The sequence below is a fragment of the Rhodococcus sp. BP-349 genome, assembly GCF_019835845.1.
Taxonomy (GTDB): Bacteria; Actinomycetota; Actinomycetes; order Mycobacteriales; family Mycobacteriaceae; genus Rhodococcoides.
Genome location: NZ_JABUDR010000001.1, coordinates 413839 through 434615, shown reverse-complemented (window position 1 = coordinate 434615; position 20777 = coordinate 413839). Strand labels below are relative to the sequence as shown.

Here is a 20777-nt window from a genome sequence, read left to right as displayed (position 1 = left end):
GTGACTCGACGAATCAGGAAGCGAGACGCACATGAGCATCGAGCGAGATGCAGCGTTCCCGGGTGGGCGAGGGACGGCCGCGGACCGGAGCAGTGACTCCGACGACGGCGTCGAGCGACTGACGACGACGCCGAACAAGGACCCGTTCTACCGCTCCCCCGCCGGGTTCGAGAAGGCCGAGCTGGGCGCCGTGCTGCGGTCGCGCCGCGTCGAGATCGCCCTGTTCGGCACCATCCGACAGCGCGTGTCGGCATGGCAGCTGCTCTACCGGACGTCCGGCATGCACGACGAGCCCCGCACGGGCGTCACCACGGTCCTGCTGCCGGCCGGCGCGGTTCCGGGTCCGAGCAGGCCGCTGCTCTCCTACCAGTGCGCCATCGACGCCGTCTCGCATCGCTGTTTCCCGTCGTACGCGCTGCGGGACGGCGCACACGCCCACGGCGCCGTGCCCCAGTTCGAGCTGCTCATCATCCTGTACGCGCTGCGCCGCGGGTGGGCACTGTCGCTGCCGGATCACGAGGGCATGGACGGCCGCTGGGGCGCGCCGATCGAACCCGGTTACTGCACCCTCGACGGCATCCGCGCCGCCCTGTCCTTCGCCCCCCTCGAGCTCGACGACTCGGCGCCCGTTGCGCTGTGGGGATATTCGGGCGGTGGCCTGGCCACGTCGTGGGCCGCCGAGGCCGCGGACGAGTACGCACCGGAGATCGACGTCGTCGGTGCCGCGTTGGGCTCGCCCGTCGGCGACCCGGCATCGGCGTTCTCCCGCCTGAACGGCACGATCTTCGCCGCGTTACCCACCATGGTGGTCGAGGGATTGCGCCGCACGTACCCCGATCTGGACCGGACGATCCGCGATTACGTCGCGCAGCCCGGCATGAGCATCCTGTCCTCGCTCGAGCGCAAGACCACGGTGCACGCCGTCCTGACGCTGCTGATGCACGACCTCGAGCGCTACACCGACATTCCCCTCGCCGACGTCATGGCGACACCCGAGCTGGTGCAGATCTTCCAGGACATCCAGCCGGGCAAGTCCGCACCGAGCTTCCCGCTCCTCATCATGCAGGCGGTGCACGATCCGATCATCGCCGTCGACGACGTGGACGGACAGGTGGAGAGGTACCGCGCCGCCGGGGCTCACGTGACCTACGTGCGCGATCGACTGAGTGAGCACCTGTCCCTGCACCCCATCGCCGCCCCCGCGACGCTGAACTGGCTGGCAGACCGCTTCGCCGGCCGGCCGGTGCCCCCGAACACCACCGAGACCGTGTGGTCGTCGGCGCTGTCGGTGTCAGGTGTCCGAGGTCTGCTCGGGCTCACCGCGTCGACCGGTAGGGCCCTGCTCGGCCGGGTCCGCTAGCCGGTCGTCGCCGGAGTCGCGGCGCGTCGGCTCGATTCCGAAGTCGGGTGGGCCCGACGCCTCGGCGACACCGGACGGTTCCGATTGCTTCTCGTCACGGGTCGACATCGTCACGCGCCGAGTTTGTCGACCATGTCGTCGAGCGCGGCTGCTGCCGTCTCGAGTCGCTCGGGTGACCTGTCGTCACCCAGTTGCTCGACGAGTGCCGCCTTGGTGGTCACCAGAACGGCACCGGAATCGTCGTCGGTCATCGTCAGTTCGCCGTCCCTCATCACCAGCAGCGTTCCGTCGGGTGCGTCGAGTACGCCGCGCACCGTGTCACCGGATACCGTCATCGTGTCGATCCTCCTGTCAGGGTGTTGCCTCGTGACCGCGCTTACCGTGCGTGCGACGGTCCTCCTTCATCTCCGCCTCGAAGACGTGACGGCGCCCGTCCATCAGGTCGTCGCGGATGCGGCGCTCGTGTTCGCGCGCGGTCGTCCAGTACCCGTCATCGAAGTCCTCGACCATCTGGAACGTCCACCGACCCTCGATGACGTTGCGGCCGATCACCTCTCGCTCCAGTGCGTCCGCCGCACGACCGTGCCCGGCGTCGCGGAGCTCGTCCGCGGCGGACCCGAATTGGAGATCGGCGTGGCCCATCAGCTGGTGGAACGTGTACAGGTGGCCGCGAGCGCGTTCCACCCACTCGAGGGCTTCCGAGACGGAACCGACGGCGGACACCGTGGCATCGTCGGACCCGTCCGGACGGCGGTGGTCCGTCAGCATCTTCTCGCGATCGTCGCTCATACGTGCTGGTTACCCGTCCGACAGTCGCGGCACACACCCCAGAAGAAGACGTCGACACCGTCGACGTCGAAGTCGTCGTCCTCCTGATCCGGGGCACGCCGACGCACGTCCGAGGTGAGTGCTGTGTCGAACACTCGACGACATCGTCGACACATCAGGTGGTGGTGATCATCGCCGTCGACTCGAAGTTCGTACAGCGCAGGCGAGTTGGCCGGCTCGATGCGGCGCAGAAGGTCGACCGACACGAGGGCGTCGAGGTTCCCGTACACCGTCTGCCGCGACATCCCCTGACTCTTCAGCGTCCGAGCGACGAAGCCGGCGTCGACGTGAGGGTGCCGAGCCACGACGTTCAGCACCCGAAGGCGCGGGCGGGTCACCCGCAGCCCGCGCTCCCGCAGTACCCGACGCCACTGCTCTTCCGACGAGACGATCGTCGGCGGTTCCTTGGTGTCCACGACGCCGGAGTGCCCCCGCAGGGCGCCGTGAAACGTCCGACGCGTGTCAGTCGTCGTCGTCTCGATTCTCGGCGGCGGACGCGCGGATCTTGCGGCGGTGGCTGGTGTCGCAGAAGGGATAGTTCTTACTGCGCCTGCACGCGCACAGCGCGACCATGAAGCGATCGGACCGCACGCGGGTACCGTCCTCCATCTCCACGTCGACGGGACCCTCCACCATCACGGGCCCGCCCGGCACCACACGGACGAGCCGTGCAGGAGCACCGTCAGGCGCGTCGGGCACGGACGACCACCAGTTCCTCGGAGCGCCGACCCGGCTGCAGCGCGCCCGTGGCCTCGAGCCACTCGGCGCGAGCATGCATGACGGGACCGAACGCGATGCGGCGGCGAGCCACCACGTCGACCGTGGTGCCGGACCGCATCAGGCGCTCGACCGTCCGGTCCACACCGGCGAACTCGGACTGCACGATCAGCATCGTGCCGCCCGGAGTGAGGAGATCGAAGGCATTGTCGCACAATGGGTCCAGGACGATCCGTCCGTCGGCGCCGGCATCCCAGGCGCGGTGTACACCGCGCCCCACCGGGGCGGTCGGCGACGGTACGTACGGCGGGTTGGAGACCACGAGGTCGAACGGCGCCTCGGCGAGGGCGTCGGTGAGCGTGCCCTGTCGCGCGTCGACCTCGACACCGATGCGTTCGGCGTTGTCCAGAGCGCACGCCACAGCGCGGGCGTCCAGGTCGTAGGCGAGCACCTCACGCGCACCGAGACAGGCAGCCTGCAGCGCGAGCACTCCGGTGCCCGTGCAGAGATCGAGGGCGCGAGCACCCAGTGGCGAGGCTGCCACCGGCATGACCTCGCAGAGCAGTCTCGAATCGTCCTGGGGTGCGTACACACCGGGGTGTGCACGCACCATGCTGATCGTGTCGCGATGAATCGTCGTCACACGAGAACCTTCCGTCGGCGCAGATGCGCGATGGCAGCATCTGCCGCCTTTCTCAGGAATGGCATTCCCTGTGGAGCGTGATCCAAACGCGGGGTCGGTGCGTCACCACCTTCGGGCGATGATGGAGACGATGCGCGGAATCTCCTCGTCGGCAAGCGGTTCGACCCCGATGACCACCTGGCGGGTGAGCAGGCCGTCCACGGACATGGCGAACAGCTCCGCCGACGCCACTGTCGCGGGGTAGCCGGCCTCGCTCATCTTCGACGACACGAGGCCCACGAACGCGGCCAACTGGGCGTCGAACGCCGCCTTCAGTTCGGGTCGCACCAGTCCCTCACCGAGAAGGTGGTGCCGTGCGATGACCCGGCCACGATGCTCGTCGCTGCACATGTCGCGGACGAAGCCGACGACGGCGTCGACGACAGCATCGTGGTGCCAGGTCTCGAGGGCGAAGTGTCGACCGGCGACCTCGAGGTCGCGTCGGAACACCTCGTCGAGTGCCAGTGCGAGCAGGGTGGCTCGATCGGGCGCGTGATAGTTGACGGCGCCGGCCCCGAGACCGGTGGCCTGATCGACCGCACGGTGCGTGAACCCGCGGGGGCCTCGTTCGGCGAGCACCTGCACTGCCGCGACGGCGATGAGGGAGCGCCGACTTCTAGGCTTCTCCACCGTCTCACCATCGCTCATCAGTGAGATGTTACGGCTCTGACGTGCCGATACCACCATCACCGGTCACGGTCGGCTCACGATGAGCGCGCCGGCGGAACGGACTGATCGAGCCCGTTCCACCGCCCCCCGACTGTCGCGTCACGATCATGACAGGTGTTGAGGTTACACGGGGATCGGCGCGTCCGCTCGCGCTTGACACCGTCGTCGAGTGCGTCTTTTCTGTACAGATGTTGAGGAATCTGGCCCTGAGTCGTCGCGGGATGCTGGGAGCGGCCGTCGTCGCCGCAGGAGCGGTCACGGTGGGAATCGCCCCGCGCGTCCGGGCAGCGCCGACACTCCCCTCACCCGCCTGCGCCGTGCGCTACCCCGGGTACCGCGGCGCCGACTCCGCACTCCCGTACGCCCACTACATGCAGGTCCGGACAGCTCCCGCGCCGCAGGTCGTGGCCGATGCCTTCGCCGGACCGCCGTTACCGCCCGGTGCGGTTCCGCGTTTCGAGGACATCACCCGGGATCTCGGCCCGGCCGGGACGTCCGCGGTGGAGACCGGGTACGGCCAGGGCGCGGACGGGGTGGTGTTCGTGGCGGTGCGCACCGTCATGCCGAGAGTCACTGCGGCCATGTGGGACTGGTGGTTCGGGTGGCACTCCAGCGAGGCCGCGCGCTACAAGTTGTGGCATCCCGACGCCCACCGGTTCGCCGCTCTGGACACCGATCTCACCACCGCCGACCTCACGGACAGGCAGAAGTACATCGGCAACACCACCTACGTCGACGAGTACGTGGGGCCGAAGCTGCAGCAGCTCGGCATCAACTTCCGCGATCCAGTGGTGCACGGATTCAGCGTGCCGTCGGATCAGACCATCGTCTTCGGCCGGGTCGGGAGCAGCATCGCCCCCGTGGACCTCGGCTGGCTCGCACACCAGGTCCGGCCGATCGAGGGCGGCGCCGAGATGCGCAGCCGGTTCCATCTCAACCTTCGCGGCCTGCACGTACCGAACGTGACACAGGCGGCGTGTGCGGTGGCCCGCGGAGCATCGGTCGACCCGACAGATCTACAGCTCAGCCTCGAACTCGGTCGCGACCTGCTGCTGCACTGCGGCCAGGAGATGAACCACCTCGCGGCATTCCTTCCGGAACTGCATGCCGAGTTCTCCTGACGCCGCACGTCAGGGAGCCGACTCGGACCCCTTTCCTACCAGCTGGACCGACAACCGACTGATCGGGGTGTTCGAGTCCTGGGACAACCGGGTCAGCAGAGTGAAGGCCTGCTGGGCGTCGACGCCGAACCGCTCCATGATCATGCCCTTGGCCTGCCCGATGACGTCGCGGGACGCCAGAGCGGAATGGAGTTGATCCTCCACGCGACCCGCTGTCAGGGCGATCGCGGCGTGGGTGGCGAGCGCCTCCCCCACCATGATCGCGTCGTCGGTGAAGGCATGTGGCTCGAACGCGAAGAGGTTCAGCGCTCCGAAGGTGTCGCGGTGGGTGAAGAGCTGGAACGAGAGCGAACTCCGCACGCCCTCCGCCACCGCGATGGGCGAGTAGGTCGGCCACCGGGTCTCGGTGGTCAGATCATCGGCGCGCACCACCGCGGTGGTCGTCGCGGCGTCCAGGCACGGGCCCTCCCCGTACTCGATCTGCACGGCGTCGAGCCGCGGCGGCAGGGACGACGTCGGACCGTGCGAGGTGAACGACCTGCCCGAGATGGCCACCACATCGGCGGCATCCGTTCCGGGAACCAGGTCGAGGGCCGCCTCGGTGACCCGACGCAACGTGTCGTCGAGGTCCGCGTGGCTCGTCAGGTCCCGGGCGAACGCGGCGAGAGCCGACGCGATGTCCGACGGCTGCGGTTCTCGGGACGCATTCATCCGACCTCCTCGAGCAGCAGCGGGCATGACACTCGGCACAGATTGACCGCGACCGGGGACGGGTAAACCAGAGGTACTCACTCGAAAGGCATGTCTTGCGCATCCTGGTCACCGGGTCCACCGGCTACATCGGCTCTCGTCTCGTTCCCATCCTGCTGGGCGACGGTCACGACGTGCTCGCCGCCATGCGCGACGACAGCAAGGCGTCCTCCTTCAGCTGGGAGGACGACGTGACGCCGGTCCATTTCGACATCACCGACGAGAAGTCCATCGACGCCGCGCTCGAGGGCGCCGACGCCGTCGTCTACCTCGTGCACTCGATGGACGACGGTGACTTCGTGACCAAGGACCGCGAGGCGGCACAGGCTGTCGCGCGTGCCGCGGAGAAGCACGGTGTCGGCCGCATCGTCTACCTGTCCGGTCACGTGCCCGACGACGACGAGGACCTCTCCGATCACATCAAGTCCCGTCTGCAGGTCGAGGAGGTGTTCCTCAACTCCTCCGTTCCGGCGACGGTGTTCCGGGCGGCCATCATTCTCGGGTCAGGATCCACCTCGTTCGAACTCGTACGGCGGATGGTCGAACGGCTCCCGGTCACCCCGGTGCCGAGCTGGATGGTGAAGAAGGTGCAGCCGATCGCGACGACGGACGTGCTCCACATCATCGCCGCCGCGTTCGGTGACGAGCCGATTCCGGGGTCGTACGACATCGGCGGAACCGAGGTGCTCACCTATCCCGAGCTGTTGACCCGCTACGCGACGATCGCCGAACTGTCGCGGCCGCAGTTCCGGGTGCCGTTGGTTCCGACGCCGATCGTGGGGCGGGCCGTCGCCGCCATCACGCAGATGCCGCCCGGCACCGTGATCTCGCTGGTGGACAGCCTGCATCACGACATGATCGTCCGTCGCGGCAACGCCGCCACCGACACATTCGCGCACGCCGTCGACACTCTCGTGGGCATCGACGAGTCGATACGTCGGTCGCTGACGGTCAGCTCGCACGACGGCACCGACGCCGAGGGCACCACCGACCCGCAGTCCGCGGCGGACACCGACCCCTCGTGGGCGGGCGGCGTCGTGTCGATCGACCGAGACGGACGGGTACGTCACGAGACGGCCGGACGATTCTCGCGAGCCCTGTTGCACCCGCGTTCCTGAGCCCGGACCAGGATTCCCGGCCGGGTACGCGGGTACCCGGCCGACATGACCTCCTCGACGAACTCGATCGACCAGTACACCAAGAGGGACCCGCGCACCGCGTACTCGATACCGGATCGCGAAGGGCAGCAGCCGATCTCGCATCCCGGTCTCACCGAGGACATGCGTACCGTCCCCGACCACGGGGAAGACACCTACCGCGGGTCGGGGCGCCTCACCGGCCGGAAGGCACTGATCACCGGGGCGGACAGCGGCATCGGCCGCGCCGTCGCCCTGGCGTTCGCCCGAGAGGGTGCCGACGTCGTACTGTCCTACCTCGCGTCCGAGGAGTCCGACGCGCGTGAGACTGTGCGCCTCGTCGAGGAGGCCGGCCGCCGCGCCGTCACCGCCCCCGGTGACATCCGCGACGAGGAGCATTGCGGCACCCTCATCGACACCGCGGTGCGTGAGCTGGGCGGTCTGGACATCCTCGTGAACAACGCGGCGTTCCAGATGGCGCAGAGCGGCGGTATCGCCGACATCACCACGGAGCAGTTCGACCGTGTACTGAAGACCAATCTGTACGCGCTGTTCTGGTTGTCCAAGAAGGCTGTGGCCGTCATGGATCCGGGCTCCACCATCGTCAACACCTCCTCCGTCCAGGGCGTGAACGCCTCACCCGAACTGCTCGACTACGCCACCACCAAGGCCGGCATCGTCAACTTCTCCAAGGGGCTCGCGAGCGACGTCGCCCAGCAGGGCATCCGCGTGAATGTCGTGGCACCCGGACCCATCTGGACACCGCTGATCCCGGCCACGATGCCGTCGGACAGTGTCGACGGTTTCGGCGACCAGGTGCCGCTCGGACGTCCGGGACAGCCCGCGGAGCTCGCACCCGCGTACGTGTTCCTCGCCTCGGGCGAGTCCAGCTACATCACCGGACAGGTCATCGGCGTGACCGGCGGCTCGCCGATCACCTGAGCATTCCCGCATCCGCACGACACGAGAGGCACATCATGAGAGCAGTGACCTGGCACGGCAAGCGCGACGTCCGCGTCGACAACGTCCCGGATCCGACGATCCAGGATCCGACGGACGCCATCATCGAGGTGACGTCCACCAACATCTGCGGCTCCGATCTGCACCTCTACGAGGTGCTCGGGCCGTTCATGAACGTCGGTGACATCCTCGGCCACGAACCCATGGGCATCGTGCGCGAGGTCGGCAGCGCCGTGTCGACGCTGGCGGTGGGCGACCGCATCGTCGTCCCGTTCCAGATCTCGTGCGGCTCGTGCTTCATGTGCGACCAGTCGCTGTACACCCAGTGCGAGACGACCCAGGTACGCGAGACCGGCATGGGCGCAGCACTGTTCGGCTACTCCGAGCTCTACGGATCGGTTCCCGGTGGACAGGCGCAGTACCTGAGGGTGCCGCACGCCGACTTCACCCACATCAAGGTTCCGGAGGGCCCGAGCGACGAGCGGTTCGTCTACCTCTCCGATGTCCTGCCCACCGCGTGGCAGGCCGTGCAGTACGCAGGGGTGCCCGAGGGCGGCTCGCTGACCGTGCTCGGACTCGGTCCGATCGGCGACATGGCGGCGCGCATCGGCACCCACCTCGGCTACCGCGTCATCGGCGTGGACCGGGTGCCCGAACGTCTCGAGCGCGCTCGCGCCCGCGGCATCGAGACCGTGGATCTTCGTGCCCACGGCGGTCAGGTCGGGGACGTGATCCGCGAGCTGACCGACGGCCGGGGAACCGACTCCGTGGTCGACGCGGTCGGCATGGAGGCCCACGGCTCGCCGGTGGCCAAGGCCGCGCAGCACGTGGCGGGGCTGCTCCCGGACGCCCTCGCGAAGCCGTTCATGGAGAAGGCCGGGGTGGATCGACTGGACGCCGTGTACTCGGCGGTAGACATCGTCCGCCGGGGCGGCACGATCTCCCTGTCGGGTGTGTACGGCGGGGCGGCGGATCCGATGCCGATGTTGACGATGTTCGACAAGCAGATCCAGCTGCGTATGGGTCAGGCCAACGTCAAGAAGTGGGTCGACGACATCATGCCGTTGCTGACGGACGACGACCCGCTGGGTGTGGACGACTTCGCGACCCACACCCTGCCGCTGACGCAGGCTCCACACGCGTACGAGATCTTCCAGAAGAAGCAGGACGGAGCCGTGAAGATCATCCTGCGTCCCTGACCGAACGTCAGCTCGCGAGCGGTTCCGGCTCCACCGAGGCCACGACCGTCACGAGACGGGTGAGTCCGAGGACACCGAGAGTGCGCCGCACCCGAGGTGACGGGGAGATCACGACGTCGATCGCGGTCGGGGCGTCCGACACGACGTCCTCGATCGCGGTCACGCCGGCCGAACTGAAGAACTCGACACCGGTGAGATCGACGGTGACCGGACCTTCGGTGACGGCAGCGCGAAGACACCTGGTCAGGTCGCGAGCGGTGACGAGGTCGACGTCGCCGCGTACGGCGACGACGCGTCGACCGTCGTGACCTGCATGGACGACTACCTCGAACGGGACGGAGGAGAAATCGTGGGAAGGAGCAACCGTGATCATCATGTTCCTTCTGCGGCGCTGCTCGGACGCGATGACTCGCACCGGTACCGAGGATGTAGCGAAGGGCCCTGGTCTGGACCACCTTGGGGACAACTCTGATCGACCGACATCGCGGTTCGGCGAACCGGAACATCACGATCAGGTCACGGCGGATAACGGATCGATCACGGCGCCCGGCAGACGAACCGCGCTCATCAGAATGTCCTCATGAGCCCCAGTCCCCTCTCCCGGTTCTCCGACTCGATCGCCGCCACCACGGGGCACTCCTTTCCCGACTACGGCGGGCTGCATCGCTGGTCGGTGGCCGAGCCGGAACAGTTCTGGGAGGGTGTTCGCGCCTTCTTCGACGTACCACTGACCGGTCACGAGGCCGTCCTGACCCCCTCTGAGGACCCCCGCGTGTTCAGCGGGCGGCAGTGGTTCCGGGGTGCCCGCGTGAACTACGTGGATCGGGTCCTGGCGTGGTGCGACCGGTCACCCGAGTCCGTGGCGATCATCGACGACACCGAACCGGGCGGGCTCGGCACCCGCACGTGGTCGTACGCGGACCTGGCCGAGCAGATCTCCTCGATCGCCGCCGCGCTGCACCGCCTCGGCGTGCGGAGCGGCGATCGGGTGGCCGGCTACGTCCCCAACACGGCCGAGGCCGCCGTCGCGTTCCTCGCCACCGCCGCGCTCGGCGCCGTCTGGACCTCGTGCGGGCAGGACTAGTCCGCGGCCGCCGCGGTGGACCGGCTCGGACAGCTCGATCCGACGGTGCTGGTGACCGCCGACGGCTACCGCTTCGCCGGCGTCGACCGCGACCGCCGGGACGAGGTGTCAGTTCTGCAGGCCTCGATTCCCTCCCTGCGCACGGTGATCGCCTTCTCCCGGCTCGGCACCGACGTACCCGGAGCCGTCCGATGGGCCGATCTGCTCGACGAGGGGCGCGGTGGTCCGAGGGTGACACCCGAGCCGGTGCCGTTCGACCATCCGCTGTGGGTGCTGTTCTCCTCCGGCACCACCGGGCGCCCCAAGGGCATCGTTCACGGACACGGCGGTGTGCTGCTCGAGCACCTCAAATCTGCTGCGCTGCAGTCGGACATGACCGAGGACGACGTGTTCCTCTGGTACACCTCACCCAGCTGGATGATGTGGAACTACCTGCTGGCCGGGCTGCTCGTGGGCTCGACCGTCGTCTGCTACGACGGCAGCCCCGGCCATCCGGACGCCGGCGCACTGTGGGAGCTCGCGGCGCGGCACCGCGTGACCGTGCTCGGGACGAGCCCCGGGTACCTCCTGCACTGCGAGAGTGTCGGGGTCGAACCGGCTCGGGCACACGACCTCTCGGCACTGCGCATTCTCGGGGTCACCGGGTCGGTCCTCCCCGCCGCGGCGCACGGCTGGGTGGCGGAGCACGTGGGGCGATCGGTGCACCTCGCGCCGGTGTCGGGCGGCACGGACGTCGTCAGCGGATTCGTGGGAGCGCCCACCGGGGTGCCCGTGGTCCCCGGCGAGATTCCTGCCGTGAATCTCGGTGTCGCTCTGGAGGCGTGGAGCGACGACGGGACCCCGCTCGTGGACGAACCGGGTGAGATGGTCATCGTCGCGCCGATGCCGTCCATGCCCGTTGGGTTCTGGAAGGACCCGAGCGGTGACCGCTACGCCGACGCGTACTTCTCCACGTTCCCCGGCGTCTGGCGGCACGGCGACTCGATCACCGTGACCAGCAGGGGCAGCGTGGTGATCCACGGACGATCGGACGCCACGCTCAACCGCAACGGTGTGCGCATGGGCAGCGCCGACATCTACGGCGTGGTCGAGCGTCTACCCGGCGTCGCAGAGAGTCTCGTCGTGGGTCTCGAACGCCCGGACGGCAGCTACTGGATGCCGCTGTTCGTCGTCACGACCGACGACATGGAGCTCGATGACGATCTGCGCGAACGCATCTCGGCGGCGCTGCGGAGGGAGGCCTCGCCGCGTCACGTCCCGGACGACATCATCGAAGTCCGCGCCGTGCCGCACACGCGGACCGGCAAGAAGCTCGAGATCCCGGTCAAGAAGATCCTGTCGGGTGCGGACCCGTCGACCGTGGCCGATCCGGAGTCGGTCGACGACCCCGACGCGCTGCGCTGGTTCGCGCAGCTGGCGCCGGGGTCCTGACCGGTCGGCTCAGCTCAGCGTGGCGCGCAGCGCGTCGACGGCGGAGCCCGGCTCACGACCGAGCAGTCGAGCCAGGTCGCCCGACTCGGTGTCGAGGTCGCCGCGGGCGATGCCCGCATCGGCGCTCGCCAGCATCTGCGCGACGGGCGCGGGCAGTCCCGCACCCTCGAGCGCGCCGATGTGCTCGTCGGTGGTCAGATTCTGGTACTCCACACGCGAGCCGACGATCTCGGCGATCGCAGCGGCCACACCCTCGTACGTCAGCCGCTCGCCACCCAACTCGTACACGGCACCGGCCTGGTCGTCGGCGATCAGCACCGCGGCGGCCGCCGCCGCGAAGTCCGTGCGGGACGCTCCGGCGACGACGCCCGCACCGCCGCTGCCGACGATGGCACCGGTGTGCCTGGCCTGATCGACGAAGGCCGCGTAGTTCTCCCAGTACCACCCGTTGCGCAGCAGCACGGACGGCACGGAGGAAGACGCGAGGCGCTCCTCCGTGGCGACGTGCTCGGGCGCGAGGCTGATGCCGCTCGTCGCCGCTTTGAGCACACTGGTGTACGCGATGAGCGAGACACCGGCGGCCTCCGCAGCCTCGATCACGTTGGTGTGTTGCGGAACTCGTTGTCCCACCTCGGAACTCGACACGAGGAGGACCTTGTCGACACCGACGAAGGCGGTGCGCAACGCAGCGGGATCCGCGTAGTCGGCGACGCGGACGATGACACCGCGCGCCGCCAGGTCGGCGGCCTTGGCCTCGTCGCGCACCACGGCCACGATGTCGCCCGCGGCGACTCCGTGATCGAGGAGCGATCGAATCACTGCGTTGCCGAGTTGTCCGGTCGCGCCGGTCACCGCTGTCGTGGTCATGAGCATGTCTCCCTGGAGAGTGAGCGTCGTCCGACACACCCCGGAGGGCGCACCGCCGCGACCGATCGGGTCGCCGGCACCCACTATGCACTTACTTTTCGTACAGTGCAATCTATTCGGTAACCACTTACGGACCGGCTGGTAGGATGACACCCGTGCCCGACGCCGACCCGACACTCGAAGCCGACGTGTTCTCTCGTCACTGCACGTCTCGCGACACGATGCAGGACATCACCAGCCGCTGGGGCGTGCTGGCGCTCGCCGCACTGCACGAGGGGCCGTACCGCTTCGGAGCGCTTCGGCGGCGCGTGGACGGGGTCAGCGAGAGAATGCTGTCCCAGACTCTGCAACGCCTGGAACGTGACGGGTTGATCACCCGTACCGTCCTCGAACACGTTCCCCCGAAGGTGGAGTACGCCCTGACAGACCTCGGACGAGTCATGGCGACCCGACTGGTCGACCTCATCGAACTCGTCGAGTCGAGTTCACCCACCGTCACGGCCGCGCGCGCCGAGTACGACGCGCGCGGCACGGACGGGATCTAGCTGGTTCCGCGGCCCGTCTCGGACTGCAGCTTGTCGATCATCTCGGACGCCTGCGCCTTGGTCAGGTCCGAGGGCACCTCGTCGCCGGCCTCGCGGGCCAACGTCTCGAGGTAGCTCAGCTGGGGGCCGGTGGGCGGCTCGTCGCCGGTGACCCAGTCGGACGGATCCTTCTCCGCGCTCTGGTCGACGTCCGCATTGCCTGTCTTGGTGGTGTCATTCGCATCGCTCATACGTTCGACTGTACCCACGCGCTCCGTCGCGCAAACCGCCGCGACTCCGCGACCGGACAGTAACCGGGCGCGTCGACAGAGAGTCACTTCGGTGAGAAACCGATCCGAGTCTCGCGTTTCACAGAATGTTTTCAGTTCGAGGTGCTAGAAACGGAATCGTGATAGCAGTCGTGGTCGTCGGAGTGGTGTGGATGCTGATCGCCGCGGGTGCCGCAGTGCTCCTGGGGCGCGCCGCGTCGCGCGCCGACCACGAGGAACTCGGCTCCGAGTTCCACTGGGACATGGCGGAACTCGATCACGAGGTCTTCGGCTCGCGCTGACAACCGACCATTCTCCGTCGATCCCGCGAATTCACAGGACCACGGCTGAAAAATCCCCGTCGGTCGGTTTGAGGGATTGGTACGCGAACGCGATTCGGTCGATCGCAGCCTCCAGCCGGTCACCATTCTCCGTGTACGGCAGGCGCACGTGGCGCTCGAACGCTCCCTCCACTCCGAACCGCGGCCCCGCCGCCAGCGCCACCCCGTGCGCCGGCGCGATCGCGGCGAGAGCCGTGGAGGCCGCTGCGGGCATCTGAACCCACAGCGACAGGCCGCCCGGCGCCGGGTCGTACGACCAGTCCGGCAGGTGGCGCGCCAGGGCCGCCGTCAGCGCGTCCCGGTTGCGACGCAGTTCCGCGCGGCGGGGAACCAGGATCTCCTCGTGCCGCTCGATCAGCGCGGCGCACGCCAGCTGATCCATGATCGGTGTGCCGATGTCGACGGCGGCCCTCGACGTCGCCAGTCGGGAGATCAGCGCAGGCGACGCCCTGATCCAGCCGACCCGCAGGCCACCCCAGTACGCCTTCGACGCGGACCCCACGGTGACGACGGTCCCGGGATGCCCCACCGACGCGACCGGAGCGGGCGGCGCCTCGTCCAGCCACAGGTCGGCCATCGACTCGTCCACCACCAGTGTGGTTCCGGTCCGGCGGGCGTTCGACGCCAGTTCCGCGCGGCCGGCGACATCGAGCAGAGCACCAGTCGGATTGTGGAAGTCGGGCAGCACGTACGCCATCCGCGCCCCCGTCTGGACCGTCGCGTCACGGATCGCGTCGAGGTCCCATCGCCGTGGCGAATCCGCCGATCCAGGGGGCGAGTACTCCCGCGGCCTCAATGGAACGGGCACCGCGCGCGCCGCAGTTCGTCGAATCGCCTCCAGCGCATTGGGATACGTCGGGTGATCGACCACCACCCGGTCACCGGGCGACACCAGCACCTCGAGCAGCAGGCGCCAGGCCTGCTGCGCGCCGGACGTCACCATGATCTGGTCCGGCGAGGTTGGGAGCCCCCGCTCGTCGTACCGGCGAGCCAGGGCCTGCCGCAGTGTCGCCAGACCGACCGGCTCGATACCGTGACCCGTGTAGTAGGCCGGAAGTGCCTCCAGCGCAGCGGCGTACGCCTGTGTCACCTCGTCGGACGGGGCGGTGACGGCAGCATGGGTCAGATCGATCACCGACGCGGCCGCGCGGGCCGGCCGCCCCGCCAGGGTGGTCCGCGGCAGTGCGACCGTGCTGCGGGAACCCTGCCTGCTCAGCAGGTACCCCTCGTCACGCAGTGCCGCATACGTGTTGGTGACGGTGGTGCGGGACAGCGACAGGGCTCCCGCCAGATCGCGCTCACTGGGCAGGGCGACGCCCAAGGGGATGCGACCGTCGTGCACCAGGAGCCGGATCCCGTCGGCGAGAGCCCGGTAGACCGGCCGGTGCCGTCCAGACGGCCGCCAGTGCCCGAGGTCGCGGGAGAGAGTCGACGCACCGATCACGCGAGTCACCATGACGTCCAGTATCCACCTCGGTGGATACCGGCCCGCAGTCCAGTTCAGGCGGTGCGGACGGACCCCATCAAGAAGGCCCCCGTGCCCGGGAGCCAGCCGACGGTGCCGTTCTCGAACACGTTGTAGCGGCCGTGGCCCGTCGGAGTGCGCTTCTCGTCGGTGAGGGGGTAGCCGAGCGAACCACTCGGGCCGCCGTGCGCGAGGTACCAGGCGAGGATGTCGCCGTGCACCTCGTGTGCGCCGCCCTCGGGGAGCGCGAAGACCGTGGCGTGCTGGAACTCGAGCATGCCGCCGCCGCGCGGGCCGAGCATGAGCTCGCCGACGCGGTCACCGATCCACGAGTGCTCGAAGCTGAAACGCTCGAACTGGCACTGGAAGACCTCGAGCCCGACGTAGGTGCTGTCCATAGCGGTCCTCCACTGACCTGCTCTCGCCGAGAGGGGGATCCGTTTTGTTCCACCTCATAGCGAACCTGAGCCACAGTATGAGCCATCCTGGCGTTATCGTCACGCCATTTGTGATATCTCGACCGTGTCAGGACAGGATGTCGCGCCGCACGATGGTCTGGTCACGGCCCGGACCGACGCCGATGTACGACATGTACGACCCCGAGAGCTCCTCGAGACGCAGCACGTACCTCTGGGCGTTGACGGGCAACTCCTCGAAGGTCCGCGCCCCCGAGATGTCCTCCCACCACCCGGGCATCTCCTCGTAGATCGGCTTCGCGTGGTGGAATCCGGTCTGCGTCATCGGCATGTCGTCGTGACGCACGCCGTCCACGTCGTACGCGACGCAGATCGGGATGGTGTCGAGCGAGGACAGTACGTCGAGCTTGGTGAGGAAGTAGTCGGTGATGCCGTTGACGCGCGTGGCGTACCGCGCGATGACGGCATCGAACCAGCCGGTGCGCCGGGCGCGGCCGGTGGTGACACCCACCTCCCCGCCCTGCTTTGCCAGGTACTCCCCCGACTCGTCGAACAGCTCCGTCGGGAACGGGCCCGAGCCGACACGCGTGGTGTACGCCTTCAGGATGCCGAGGACCGTGGTGATCCGCCCCGGGCCGACGCCGGAACCCACGGCCGCGCCGCCCGCCGTCGGGTTGGACGACGTGACGAACGGATAGGTGCCGTGATCGACGTCGAGGAGCGTGCCCTGCGAGCCCTCGAGCAGCACCGTCTCGCCGCGCTCGAGCGCCTGGTTCAACGCGAGCCGGGTGTCGGCGATGCGGTGCTTGAAGCCCTCGGCCTGGCCGAGCACCTCCTCCACCACCTTCTCGGACTCGAGAGCGCGTCGGTTGTAGATCTTGGCGAGCACCTGGTTCTTGAATTCCAGTGCGGCCTCGACCTTCTGGGTCAGGATCTTCTCGTCGAGGACATCCGCCGCGCGCACCCCGACGCGGGCGATCTTGTCCTGGTAGCACGGGCCGATGCCGCGTCCGGTGGTGCCGATCTTGCGGGCACCGAGGAAGCGTTCGGTGACCTTGTCGATGGCCACGTGGTACGGCATGATCAGGTGCGCATCGGCGCTGAGCAGCAGTTTCGACGTGTCCACGTCCCGCTTCTCGAGGCCGTCGAGTTCGGTGAGCAGCACACCCGGATCCACGACGACGCCGTTGCCGATCACGTTGTTCACACCGGGCGAGAGAATGCCCGACGGGATGAGGTGGAGCGCGAACTTGTCGCCGTTCGGCAGCACCACGGTGTGGCCGGCGTTGTTGCCACCCTGGTAGCGCACCACCCACTGCAGTCGCTCGCCGAACAGATCGGTGGCCTTGCCCTTGCCCTCGTCGCCCCACTGGGCGCCGATGAGGACGATTGCCGGCATGTGTTGCTCCATCACTCGGGTGGACAGCCGGACCATCCCGGGCTGTGGCACGTGTCGGGACGCACTTCGTGACGTGCGGAACGCGCACCGACCATGACCGGTGACACAGTGTACCGCCCGAGGCGACACGTGCCGCTCACAGCCGACCGCCGACCGTACTGCCTGGTCTTCTGTCGCGGCGGCACGGTCAAAGCGACGCGTAATCGAGACCGGGCAAGCGCCTTCCCGCGGTCCACGACGACCGTGTGCTGATTAGGGTGGGGCAGACCCCATCCGGCTGAGAAGGAATTCGCGTGACTCCGTTCGTCTTGCAGTGCGGCAGGCCCTTGCTGCCCATCGCGCTGTCCTCGCTACCGCTCACCGCGGTGCCCGAGGTGCCGTCGAAGGAGGAGTGCGATGCCCTGCTGGCGGAGTTGGATGCGGTGCACGACCCCAGGCTGATCGTGCTCGGAACCGATGCCTCACTCGCCGCCGTCCTCACCCGGTTGATGCGACGCGACCGTCTCGACATCGAGCTCGCCTACGTCGCCGAGACCGCCAGCGAGGCCAGCCACCTCTTCCGCGTCGGCACCGGATCGCGTGCCGCCAAGGTCGCGCTGTCCGGCACCGCCTCGCCCACTCCTCTCATCCGTGACGACGCCGGATCGGCCGTCGTCGGGCTCGCCACCGTCTCGGGGCCGTCGGGACACCTCGTCGGCGAGGCCTACGTCGACGACACCAAGCTCTTCTCCGGTGAGGTGCCGGGCATCGAGGTCACCCCGACGCTCGAGATGCCGGGACTCCGCGCTCGGGTGCAGGGCAAGCGCGGACTGTTCCGCCGACGCTGGATCACCGGCCGGGCGATGCAGCTCGGCGCCACGGCGGCGCGTCTGACGAAGGACGGCATCGACATCCCCCGCGAGACCACCAGGTCCACCATCTACCGCCACGACAAGCAGTGGTTGCTCGTACGTTAGCGCCTACTGATACTGCTGCTCAGCATCTTTCGTAGTTCTTCGGCGTCCCGTGGCCTCGATCCCGGTTCGAGCATGCCGTCCCGGACGAGGTCCGCCGCGAGCGCCAACGGCCACGGTGTCCGCAACCTGGCCCGTCCGAGCAGGTCGGTGTCCGACAGCAACGTCACCGGATCCCCCTGCACCACAGCGCCGTCCACGACCACGGCCACCGAGTGCGACCACTCCAGTGCCAGGGCCACGTCGTGCGTCGACAGCACCACCGTGGTGTGGTGATTCTCCAGGCGGTGCAGCGCGGCGAACATCTCGTCGACGCCCTGCGGATCGAGCCCGGCCGTCGGTTCGTCGAGCAGCAGGATGCACGGCCGCATGGCCACGGCGCCGGCCGTCGCGACACGCTTGCGCTCACCGTAGGACAGCTGGTGCGTCGGCCGGGAGCGCAGATGATCGATGCCCATCACCTCGAGCGCCGCCTCCGTGCGCTCGCGCACCTCGTCGGGCCCCAGGCCGAGGTTGACCGGACCGTAGGCGACGTCTCTGTACACGTCGACCGAGAACAGCTGATCGTCCGGATCCTGCAGCACCAGTTGCACTTCCTGGCGATGCGCCCGCAGACCCGACCGGGTGTGGCGCAGCGCGACGTCGTCGATCTCCACCCGGCCGCCGTCGGGAACGATCGCTCCGGACAGGCACCGCAGCAGGGTCGTCTTGCCCGAGCCGTTGGCGCCCAGGAGCGCCACCCTGGCCGCGGCGGGAACGCTCAGGCTCGCGACGGCCAGCACCGGCGGCCCCTCCTGGTACCGCACCTCGAGGTCGCGGGCGGTGAGCGTGCGGTGGCTCATGCGCGATGTCCCAGCAGGGACAGCGCCACCACGGCTCCCAGCACCGCCACGACGACCACCAGAAAGGTGGGCGAACTGCGCTGCCGGTCGACCGGATCCGCCGAGACCGCGTCGCCGAACTCGCGACCCGCCAGCCCCGCCTCGAGCCGAGAGGCCCGGTCCCACGACTTGATCAGCACGGCGGCTGTCAGCAGGCCCGCGGAATGGAGCGACCGACGCGGCGAGGAGTACCCGAGCCTGGCGGTCTGCGACTGGCGGATGGTGCGTACCGACGACAGCAGCACGAACAGGAAGCGGTACATCACGGCGGCGACGTCGATGCATGCCTGCGGTACCCGCAGCCGTCGCAGCCCGGACAGGATGTCGATCATCGGCGTCGTGACGGCCAGCAAGAGCACAGCCGACGTCCCGGCGATCGCGTGACCGGACACCTCCAGCGCCCGCCGCGCGCTGTCGGCCGTGACCCCGACACTCCAGTCCGGCGTGGCGGTCACCGTGACGGCGACGGAGACGGCGCCGAGCGCGATGAACGCCGCCGGCGCGGTGAGCGCACGCAGCACCGGCCGGAGTGGTGTGCGGGCCGCTCCGACGGCGGCACCGAGAGCGACCACGGTGACGATCAGCGCACCGGGCCACGGCGGGAGCAGCAGCGCGCACAGCACGAGGCCCAGCGACAGTGCCGCCTTGTCTCCCACCGCACGCGTGCGCCACGGACTGGCCCAGGCCGCGTCGTCGACCGCGAGACCCTGCACCTACGTCCGTTCGAGTTCGGCGCGGAGCGCGTCGAGCGTGCGCCGACCGCGCAGTGCCGCCAGCACGTACCCGAGGACGAGCCCACCCAGCGCTGCCTGCAGCGCGAACAGACCCGACTCCACCTCGCCCGACGTCGGCGAGAACACCGACTCGAACCACGGCACGTAGTCCGGGTGGTCCTCCTCGATCTGCGACGTGGCGGCCGAGTCGGTACCGACGAATCGCTCCTCGTCGCCGCTGCGTCCCGCGTCGAGCATCAGCGCGGCGCCGACGATGAGGACGATCCCGAGGACGAGCAGCAGGTTGATCACGACGTTCCTACGCATCGACGGCACCCTTCTCGCGGCGGAGCACTCCGAGGTCCCGCAGCTCCGGCGTCGCCACGGTCCGCAGGACGCGGAACACCAGCACACCCAGCAGACCCTCCGCGATGGCGAGCGGAATCTGCGTCACGGCGAAGATGGACAGGAACTTGGTGACGGCTCCGGGCACGCCGCTCTGCGGATCCGGGAACGCGAGCGCGATCTGCACCGACGTCGTGCAGTACGTCGACAGGTCGGCCAGCATCATCGCGAAGAACACCGACAGCGACAGACCACCGCCGAGCCTGCCGGTGAGACGGAACGCGGCGTACCCCACCCACGGGCCGACGATCGCCATGGAGAACGCGTTGGCCCCCAGCGTCGTCAGGCCGCCGTGCGCGAGCAGCAACGCCTGGAAGAGCAACACCACCGTGCCGAGGAACGCCATGACCGGCGGCTTGAACAGCACCGCCCCCAGCCCTGTTCCGGTGGGGTGGCTCGAGCTGCCCGTGACGGACGGCAGCTTGATGGCGGAGAGAACGAAGGTGAAGGCACCGGCAGCACCCAGCAGCAGACGGCTGCGGGGGTTCTCCCGGACCTGGACGACGACGGCGCGAGCGCCGTGAACGACAAACGGCGCCGCGGCGCACGTCCAGACTGCCGCGTGAACGGGTGGCAGAAAACCCTCGGCGATGTGCACGAGTGGAAC

25 protein-coding genes and 1 pseudogene are annotated in these 20777 nt (G+C 68.7%); 9 read left to right on the top strand and 17 right to left on the bottom strand.

The features are described 5' to 3' along the window. The first annotated feature begins 31 nt into the window (after positions 1 to 31). Complete coding sequence (locus tag HQ325_RS02095) at positions 32 to 1360, top strand: lipase family protein (RefSeq protein ID WP_222626499.1); 1329 nt, start codon at positions 32 to 34, stop codon at positions 1358 to 1360. Positions 1361 to 1470: 110 nt separating this feature from the next. Here HQ325_RS02095 and HQ325_RS02090 read toward each other — a convergent pair whose 3' ends face one another. The 6 genes from HQ325_RS02090 to HQ325_RS02065 all read right to left on the bottom strand — a co-directional run bounded on the left by HQ325_RS02090 (position 1471) and on the right by HQ325_RS02065 (position 4235). Continuing rightward, positions 1471 to 1695, bottom strand: coding sequence for a hypothetical protein (locus tag HQ325_RS02090; RefSeq protein ID WP_222626498.1), 225 nt, complete (start codon positions 1693 to 1695; stop codon positions 1471 to 1473). 16 nt (positions 1696 to 1711) lie between these two features. After that, positions 1712 to 2149, bottom strand: a complete 438-nt coding sequence (locus tag HQ325_RS02085) for a hypothetical protein (RefSeq protein WP_222626497.1) — start codon at positions 2147 to 2149, stop codon at positions 1712 to 1714. After that, entirely contained in the window at positions 2146 to 2604 is a 459-nt protein-coding gene (locus HQ325_RS02080; protein WP_308014219.1) for a transcriptional repressor, read from the bottom strand. Before HQ325_RS02080 ends, HQ325_RS02085 begins: the two co-directional genes overlap by 4 nt. A 46-nt stretch (positions 2605 to 2650) precedes the next feature. Then, complete coding sequence (locus HQ325_RS22280) at positions 2651 to 2824, bottom strand: CDGSH iron-sulfur domain-containing protein (RefSeq protein WP_261777872.1); 174 nt, start codon at positions 2822 to 2824, stop codon at positions 2651 to 2653. Between the two features lie 46 nt (positions 2825 to 2870). After that, positions 2871 to 3548: a methyltransferase gene (locus HQ325_RS02070; RefSeq protein ID WP_308014218.1), complete on the bottom strand. Its 678-nt coding sequence runs from the start codon at positions 3546 to 3548 to the stop codon at positions 2871 to 2873. 102 nt (positions 3549 to 3650) lie between these two features. Continuing rightward, on the bottom strand, positions 3651 to 4235 hold the full coding sequence (locus HQ325_RS02065; RefSeq protein ID WP_222626495.1) for a TetR/AcrR family transcriptional regulator: 585 nt from the start codon (positions 4233 to 4235) through the stop codon (positions 3651 to 3653). Between the two features lie 209 nt (positions 4236 to 4444). Here HQ325_RS02065 and HQ325_RS02060 point away from each other — a divergent pair, with 209 nt between their 5' ends. Then, positions 4445 to 5377 (top strand): DAPG hydrolase family protein, encoded by a 933-nt coding sequence (locus HQ325_RS02060; RefSeq protein ID WP_261777623.1) that lies wholly within the window; start codon positions 4445 to 4447, stop codon positions 5375 to 5377. A gap of 9 nt (positions 5378 to 5386) precedes the next feature. Here the strand turns inward: HQ325_RS02060 and HQ325_RS02055 are convergent, their stop codons facing one another. Next, complete coding sequence (locus HQ325_RS02055) at positions 5387 to 6088, bottom strand: GAF and ANTAR domain-containing protein (RefSeq protein ID WP_222626494.1); 702 nt, start codon at positions 6086 to 6088, stop codon at positions 5387 to 5389. A gap of 95 nt (positions 6089 to 6183) precedes the next feature. Here HQ325_RS02055 and HQ325_RS02050 point away from each other — a divergent pair, with 95 nt between their 5' ends. Genes HQ325_RS02050 through HQ325_RS02040 form a run of 3 tightly spaced genes read left to right on the top strand, consistent with a single transcriptional unit; the run spans position 6184 to position 9422 of the window. Then, positions 6184 to 7245, top strand: a complete 1062-nt coding sequence (locus HQ325_RS02050; protein ID WP_222626493.1) for an NAD(P)H-binding protein — start codon at positions 6184 to 6186, stop codon at positions 7243 to 7245. A 45-nt stretch (positions 7246 to 7290) separates the two neighbouring features. Then, positions 7291 to 8205 carry an SDR family oxidoreductase gene (locus HQ325_RS02045; RefSeq protein WP_222626492.1) on the top strand — a complete coding sequence of 305 codons (915 nt, stop codon included), beginning with the start codon at positions 7291 to 7293 and terminating at the stop codon, positions 8203 to 8205. Positions 8206 to 8240: 35 nt separating this feature from the next. Further along, complete coding sequence (locus HQ325_RS02040; protein ID WP_222626491.1) at positions 8241 to 9422, top strand: zinc-dependent alcohol dehydrogenase; 1182 nt, start codon at positions 8241 to 8243, stop codon at positions 9420 to 9422. Positions 9423 to 9429: 7 nt separating this feature from the next. Here the strand turns inward: HQ325_RS02040 and HQ325_RS02035 are convergent, their stop codons facing one another. Continuing rightward, positions 9430 to 9837 (bottom strand): STAS domain-containing protein, encoded by a 408-nt coding sequence (locus HQ325_RS02035; protein ID WP_222626490.1) that lies wholly within the window; start codon positions 9835 to 9837, stop codon positions 9430 to 9432. Positions 9838 to 10002: 165 nt separating this feature from the next. Here HQ325_RS02035 and HQ325_RS02030 point away from each other — a divergent pair. Beyond that, positions 10003 to 11937, top strand: a pseudogene (locus HQ325_RS02030) (acetoacetate--CoA ligase). A gap of 9 nt (positions 11938 to 11946) precedes the next feature. Here HQ325_RS02030 and HQ325_RS02025 read toward each other — a convergent pair. Next, complete coding sequence (locus HQ325_RS02025; RefSeq protein WP_222626489.1) at positions 11947 to 12804, bottom strand: NmrA family NAD(P)-binding protein; 858 nt, start codon at positions 12802 to 12804, stop codon at positions 11947 to 11949. A gap of 146 nt (positions 12805 to 12950) precedes the next feature. Here HQ325_RS02025 and HQ325_RS02020 point away from each other — a divergent pair, with 146 nt between their 5' ends. After that, on the top strand, positions 12951 to 13349 hold the full coding sequence (locus HQ325_RS02020; protein WP_222626488.1) for a helix-turn-helix domain-containing protein: 399 nt from the start codon (positions 12951 to 12953) through the stop codon (positions 13347 to 13349). On the opposite strand, the gene HQ325_RS02015 is transcribed toward HQ325_RS02020, so the two are convergent. Further along, positions 13346 to 13579, bottom strand: a complete 234-nt coding sequence (locus HQ325_RS02015; RefSeq protein WP_204869810.1) for a DUF3072 domain-containing protein — start codon at positions 13577 to 13579, stop codon at positions 13346 to 13348. The genes HQ325_RS02020 and HQ325_RS02015 overlap by 4 nt on opposite strands. A gap of 158 nt (positions 13580 to 13737) precedes the next feature. Between HQ325_RS02015 and HQ325_RS02010 the strand changes: the two genes are divergently transcribed. Then, entirely contained in the window at positions 13738 to 13899 is a 162-nt protein-coding gene (locus HQ325_RS02010; RefSeq protein WP_222629216.1) for a hypothetical protein, read from the top strand. 31 nt (positions 13900 to 13930) lie between these two features. Here HQ325_RS02010 and HQ325_RS02005 read toward each other — a convergent pair whose 3' ends face one another. The 3 genes from HQ325_RS02005 to HQ325_RS01995 all read right to left on the bottom strand — a co-directional run bounded on the left by HQ325_RS02005 (position 13931) and on the right by HQ325_RS01995 (position 17218). Further along, a complete protein-coding gene (locus tag HQ325_RS02005) occupies positions 13931 to 15394 on the bottom strand; it encodes a PLP-dependent aminotransferase family protein (protein ID WP_222626487.1) in 1464 nt (487 codons plus the stop codon). A 44-nt stretch (positions 15395 to 15438) separates the two neighbouring features. Further along, positions 15439 to 15801, bottom strand: a complete 363-nt coding sequence (locus HQ325_RS02000) for an LGFP repeat-containing protein (protein WP_056443694.1) — start codon at positions 15799 to 15801, stop codon at positions 15439 to 15441. A gap of 127 nt (positions 15802 to 15928) precedes the next feature. Continuing rightward, positions 15929 to 17218: an adenylosuccinate synthase gene (locus tag HQ325_RS01995; RefSeq protein ID WP_027506406.1), complete on the bottom strand. Its 1290-nt coding sequence runs from the start codon at positions 17216 to 17218 to the stop codon at positions 15929 to 15931. A gap of 293 nt (positions 17219 to 17511) precedes the next feature. On the opposite strand from HQ325_RS01995, the gene HQ325_RS01990 reads away from it, so the two are divergent. Beyond that, positions 17512 to 18174, top strand: a complete 663-nt coding sequence (locus HQ325_RS01990) for a hypothetical protein (protein WP_027506407.1) — start codon at positions 17512 to 17514, stop codon at positions 18172 to 18174. On the opposite strand, the gene HQ325_RS01985 is transcribed toward HQ325_RS01990, so the two are convergent. The 4 genes from HQ325_RS01985 to HQ325_RS01970 are packed head-to-tail and all read right to left on the bottom strand — an operon-like array spanning position 18171 to position 20768. After that, the gene (locus tag HQ325_RS01985; protein WP_222626486.1) at positions 18171 to 19013 is read right to left on the bottom strand and encodes an energy-coupling factor ABC transporter ATP-binding protein; all 843 of its coding nucleotides are present in this window, start codon (positions 19011 to 19013) and stop codon (positions 18171 to 18173) included. The genes HQ325_RS01990 and HQ325_RS01985 overlap by 4 nt on opposite strands. Further along, complete coding sequence (gene cbiQ / locus HQ325_RS01980; protein ID WP_222626485.1) at positions 19010 to 19765, bottom strand: cobalt ECF transporter T component CbiQ; 756 nt, start codon at positions 19763 to 19765, stop codon at positions 19010 to 19012. Before cbiQ ends, HQ325_RS01985 begins: the two co-directional genes overlap by 4 nt. After that, complete coding sequence (locus HQ325_RS01975) at positions 19766 to 20092, bottom strand: energy-coupling factor ABC transporter substrate-binding protein (protein ID WP_222626484.1); 327 nt, start codon at positions 20090 to 20092, stop codon at positions 19766 to 19768. Then, positions 20085 to 20768, bottom strand: coding sequence for an energy-coupling factor ABC transporter permease (locus HQ325_RS01970; RefSeq protein WP_222626483.1), 684 nt, complete (start codon positions 20766 to 20768; stop codon positions 20085 to 20087). Before HQ325_RS01970 ends, HQ325_RS01975 begins: the two co-directional genes overlap by 8 nt. Positions 20769 to 20777 lie beyond the last annotated feature (9 nt).

Bases quoted from the DNA above. Each gene is read 5' to 3' on its own strand.
- HQ325_RS02060 (WP_261777623.1), top strand. From the start codon at position 4,445: ATGTTGAGGAATCTGGCCCTGAGTCGTCGCGGGATGCTGGGAGCGGCC.
- HQ325_RS02015 (WP_204869810.1), bottom strand. From the start codon at position 13,579: ATGAGCGATGCGAATGACACCACCAAGACAGGCAATGCGGACGTCGAC.
- HQ325_RS01995 (WP_027506406.1), bottom strand. From the start codon at position 17,218: ATGCCGGCAATCGTCCTCATCGGCGCCCAGTGGGGCGACGAGGGCAAG.
- HQ325_RS02045 (WP_222626492.1), top strand. From the start codon at position 7,291: ATGACCTCCTCGACGAACTCGATCGACCAGTACACCAAGAGGGACCCG.
- HQ325_RS22280 (WP_261777872.1), bottom strand. From the start codon at position 2,824: ATGGTGGAGGGTCCCGTCGACGTGGAGATGGAGGACGGTACCCGCGTG.
- HQ325_RS01975 (WP_222626484.1), bottom strand. From the start codon at position 20,092: ATGCGTAGGAACGTCGTGATCAACCTGCTGCTCGTCCTCGGGATCGTC.
- HQ325_RS02065 (WP_222626495.1), bottom strand. From the start codon at position 4,235: ATGAGCGATGGTGAGACGGTGGAGAAGCCTAGAAGTCGGCGCTCCCTC.
- HQ325_RS02090 (WP_222626498.1), bottom strand. From the start codon at position 1,695: ATGACGGTATCCGGTGACACGGTGCGCGGCGTACTCGACGCACCCGAC.
- HQ325_RS02095 (WP_222626499.1), top strand. From the start codon at position 32: ATGAGCATCGAGCGAGATGCAGCGTTCCCGGGTGGGCGAGGGACGGCC.
- HQ325_RS02005 (WP_222626487.1), bottom strand. From the start codon at position 15,394: ATGGTGACTCGCGTGATCGGTGCGTCGACTCTCTCCCGCGACCTCGGG.
- HQ325_RS02055 (WP_222626494.1), bottom strand. From the start codon at position 6,088: ATGAATGCGTCCCGAGAACCGCAGCCGTCGGACATCGCGTCGGCTCTC.
- HQ325_RS01985 (WP_222626486.1), bottom strand. From the start codon at position 19,013: ATGAGCCACCGCACGCTCACCGCCCGCGACCTCGAGGTGCGGTACCAG.
- HQ325_RS02040 (WP_222626491.1), top strand. From the start codon at position 8,241: ATGAGAGCAGTGACCTGGCACGGCAAGCGCGACGTCCGCGTCGACAAC.
- HQ325_RS02000 (WP_056443694.1), bottom strand. From the start codon at position 15,801: ATGGACAGCACCTACGTCGGGCTCGAGGTCTTCCAGTGCCAGTTCGAG.
- HQ325_RS02025 (WP_222626489.1), bottom strand. From the start codon at position 12,804: ATGACCACGACAGCGGTGACCGGCGCGACCGGACAACTCGGCAACGCA.
- HQ325_RS02085 (WP_222626497.1), bottom strand. From the start codon at position 2,149: ATGAGCGACGATCGCGAGAAGATGCTGACGGACCACCGCCGTCCGGAC.
- HQ325_RS02020 (WP_222626488.1), top strand. From the start codon at position 12,951: ATGACACCCGTGCCCGACGCCGACCCGACACTCGAAGCCGACGTGTTC.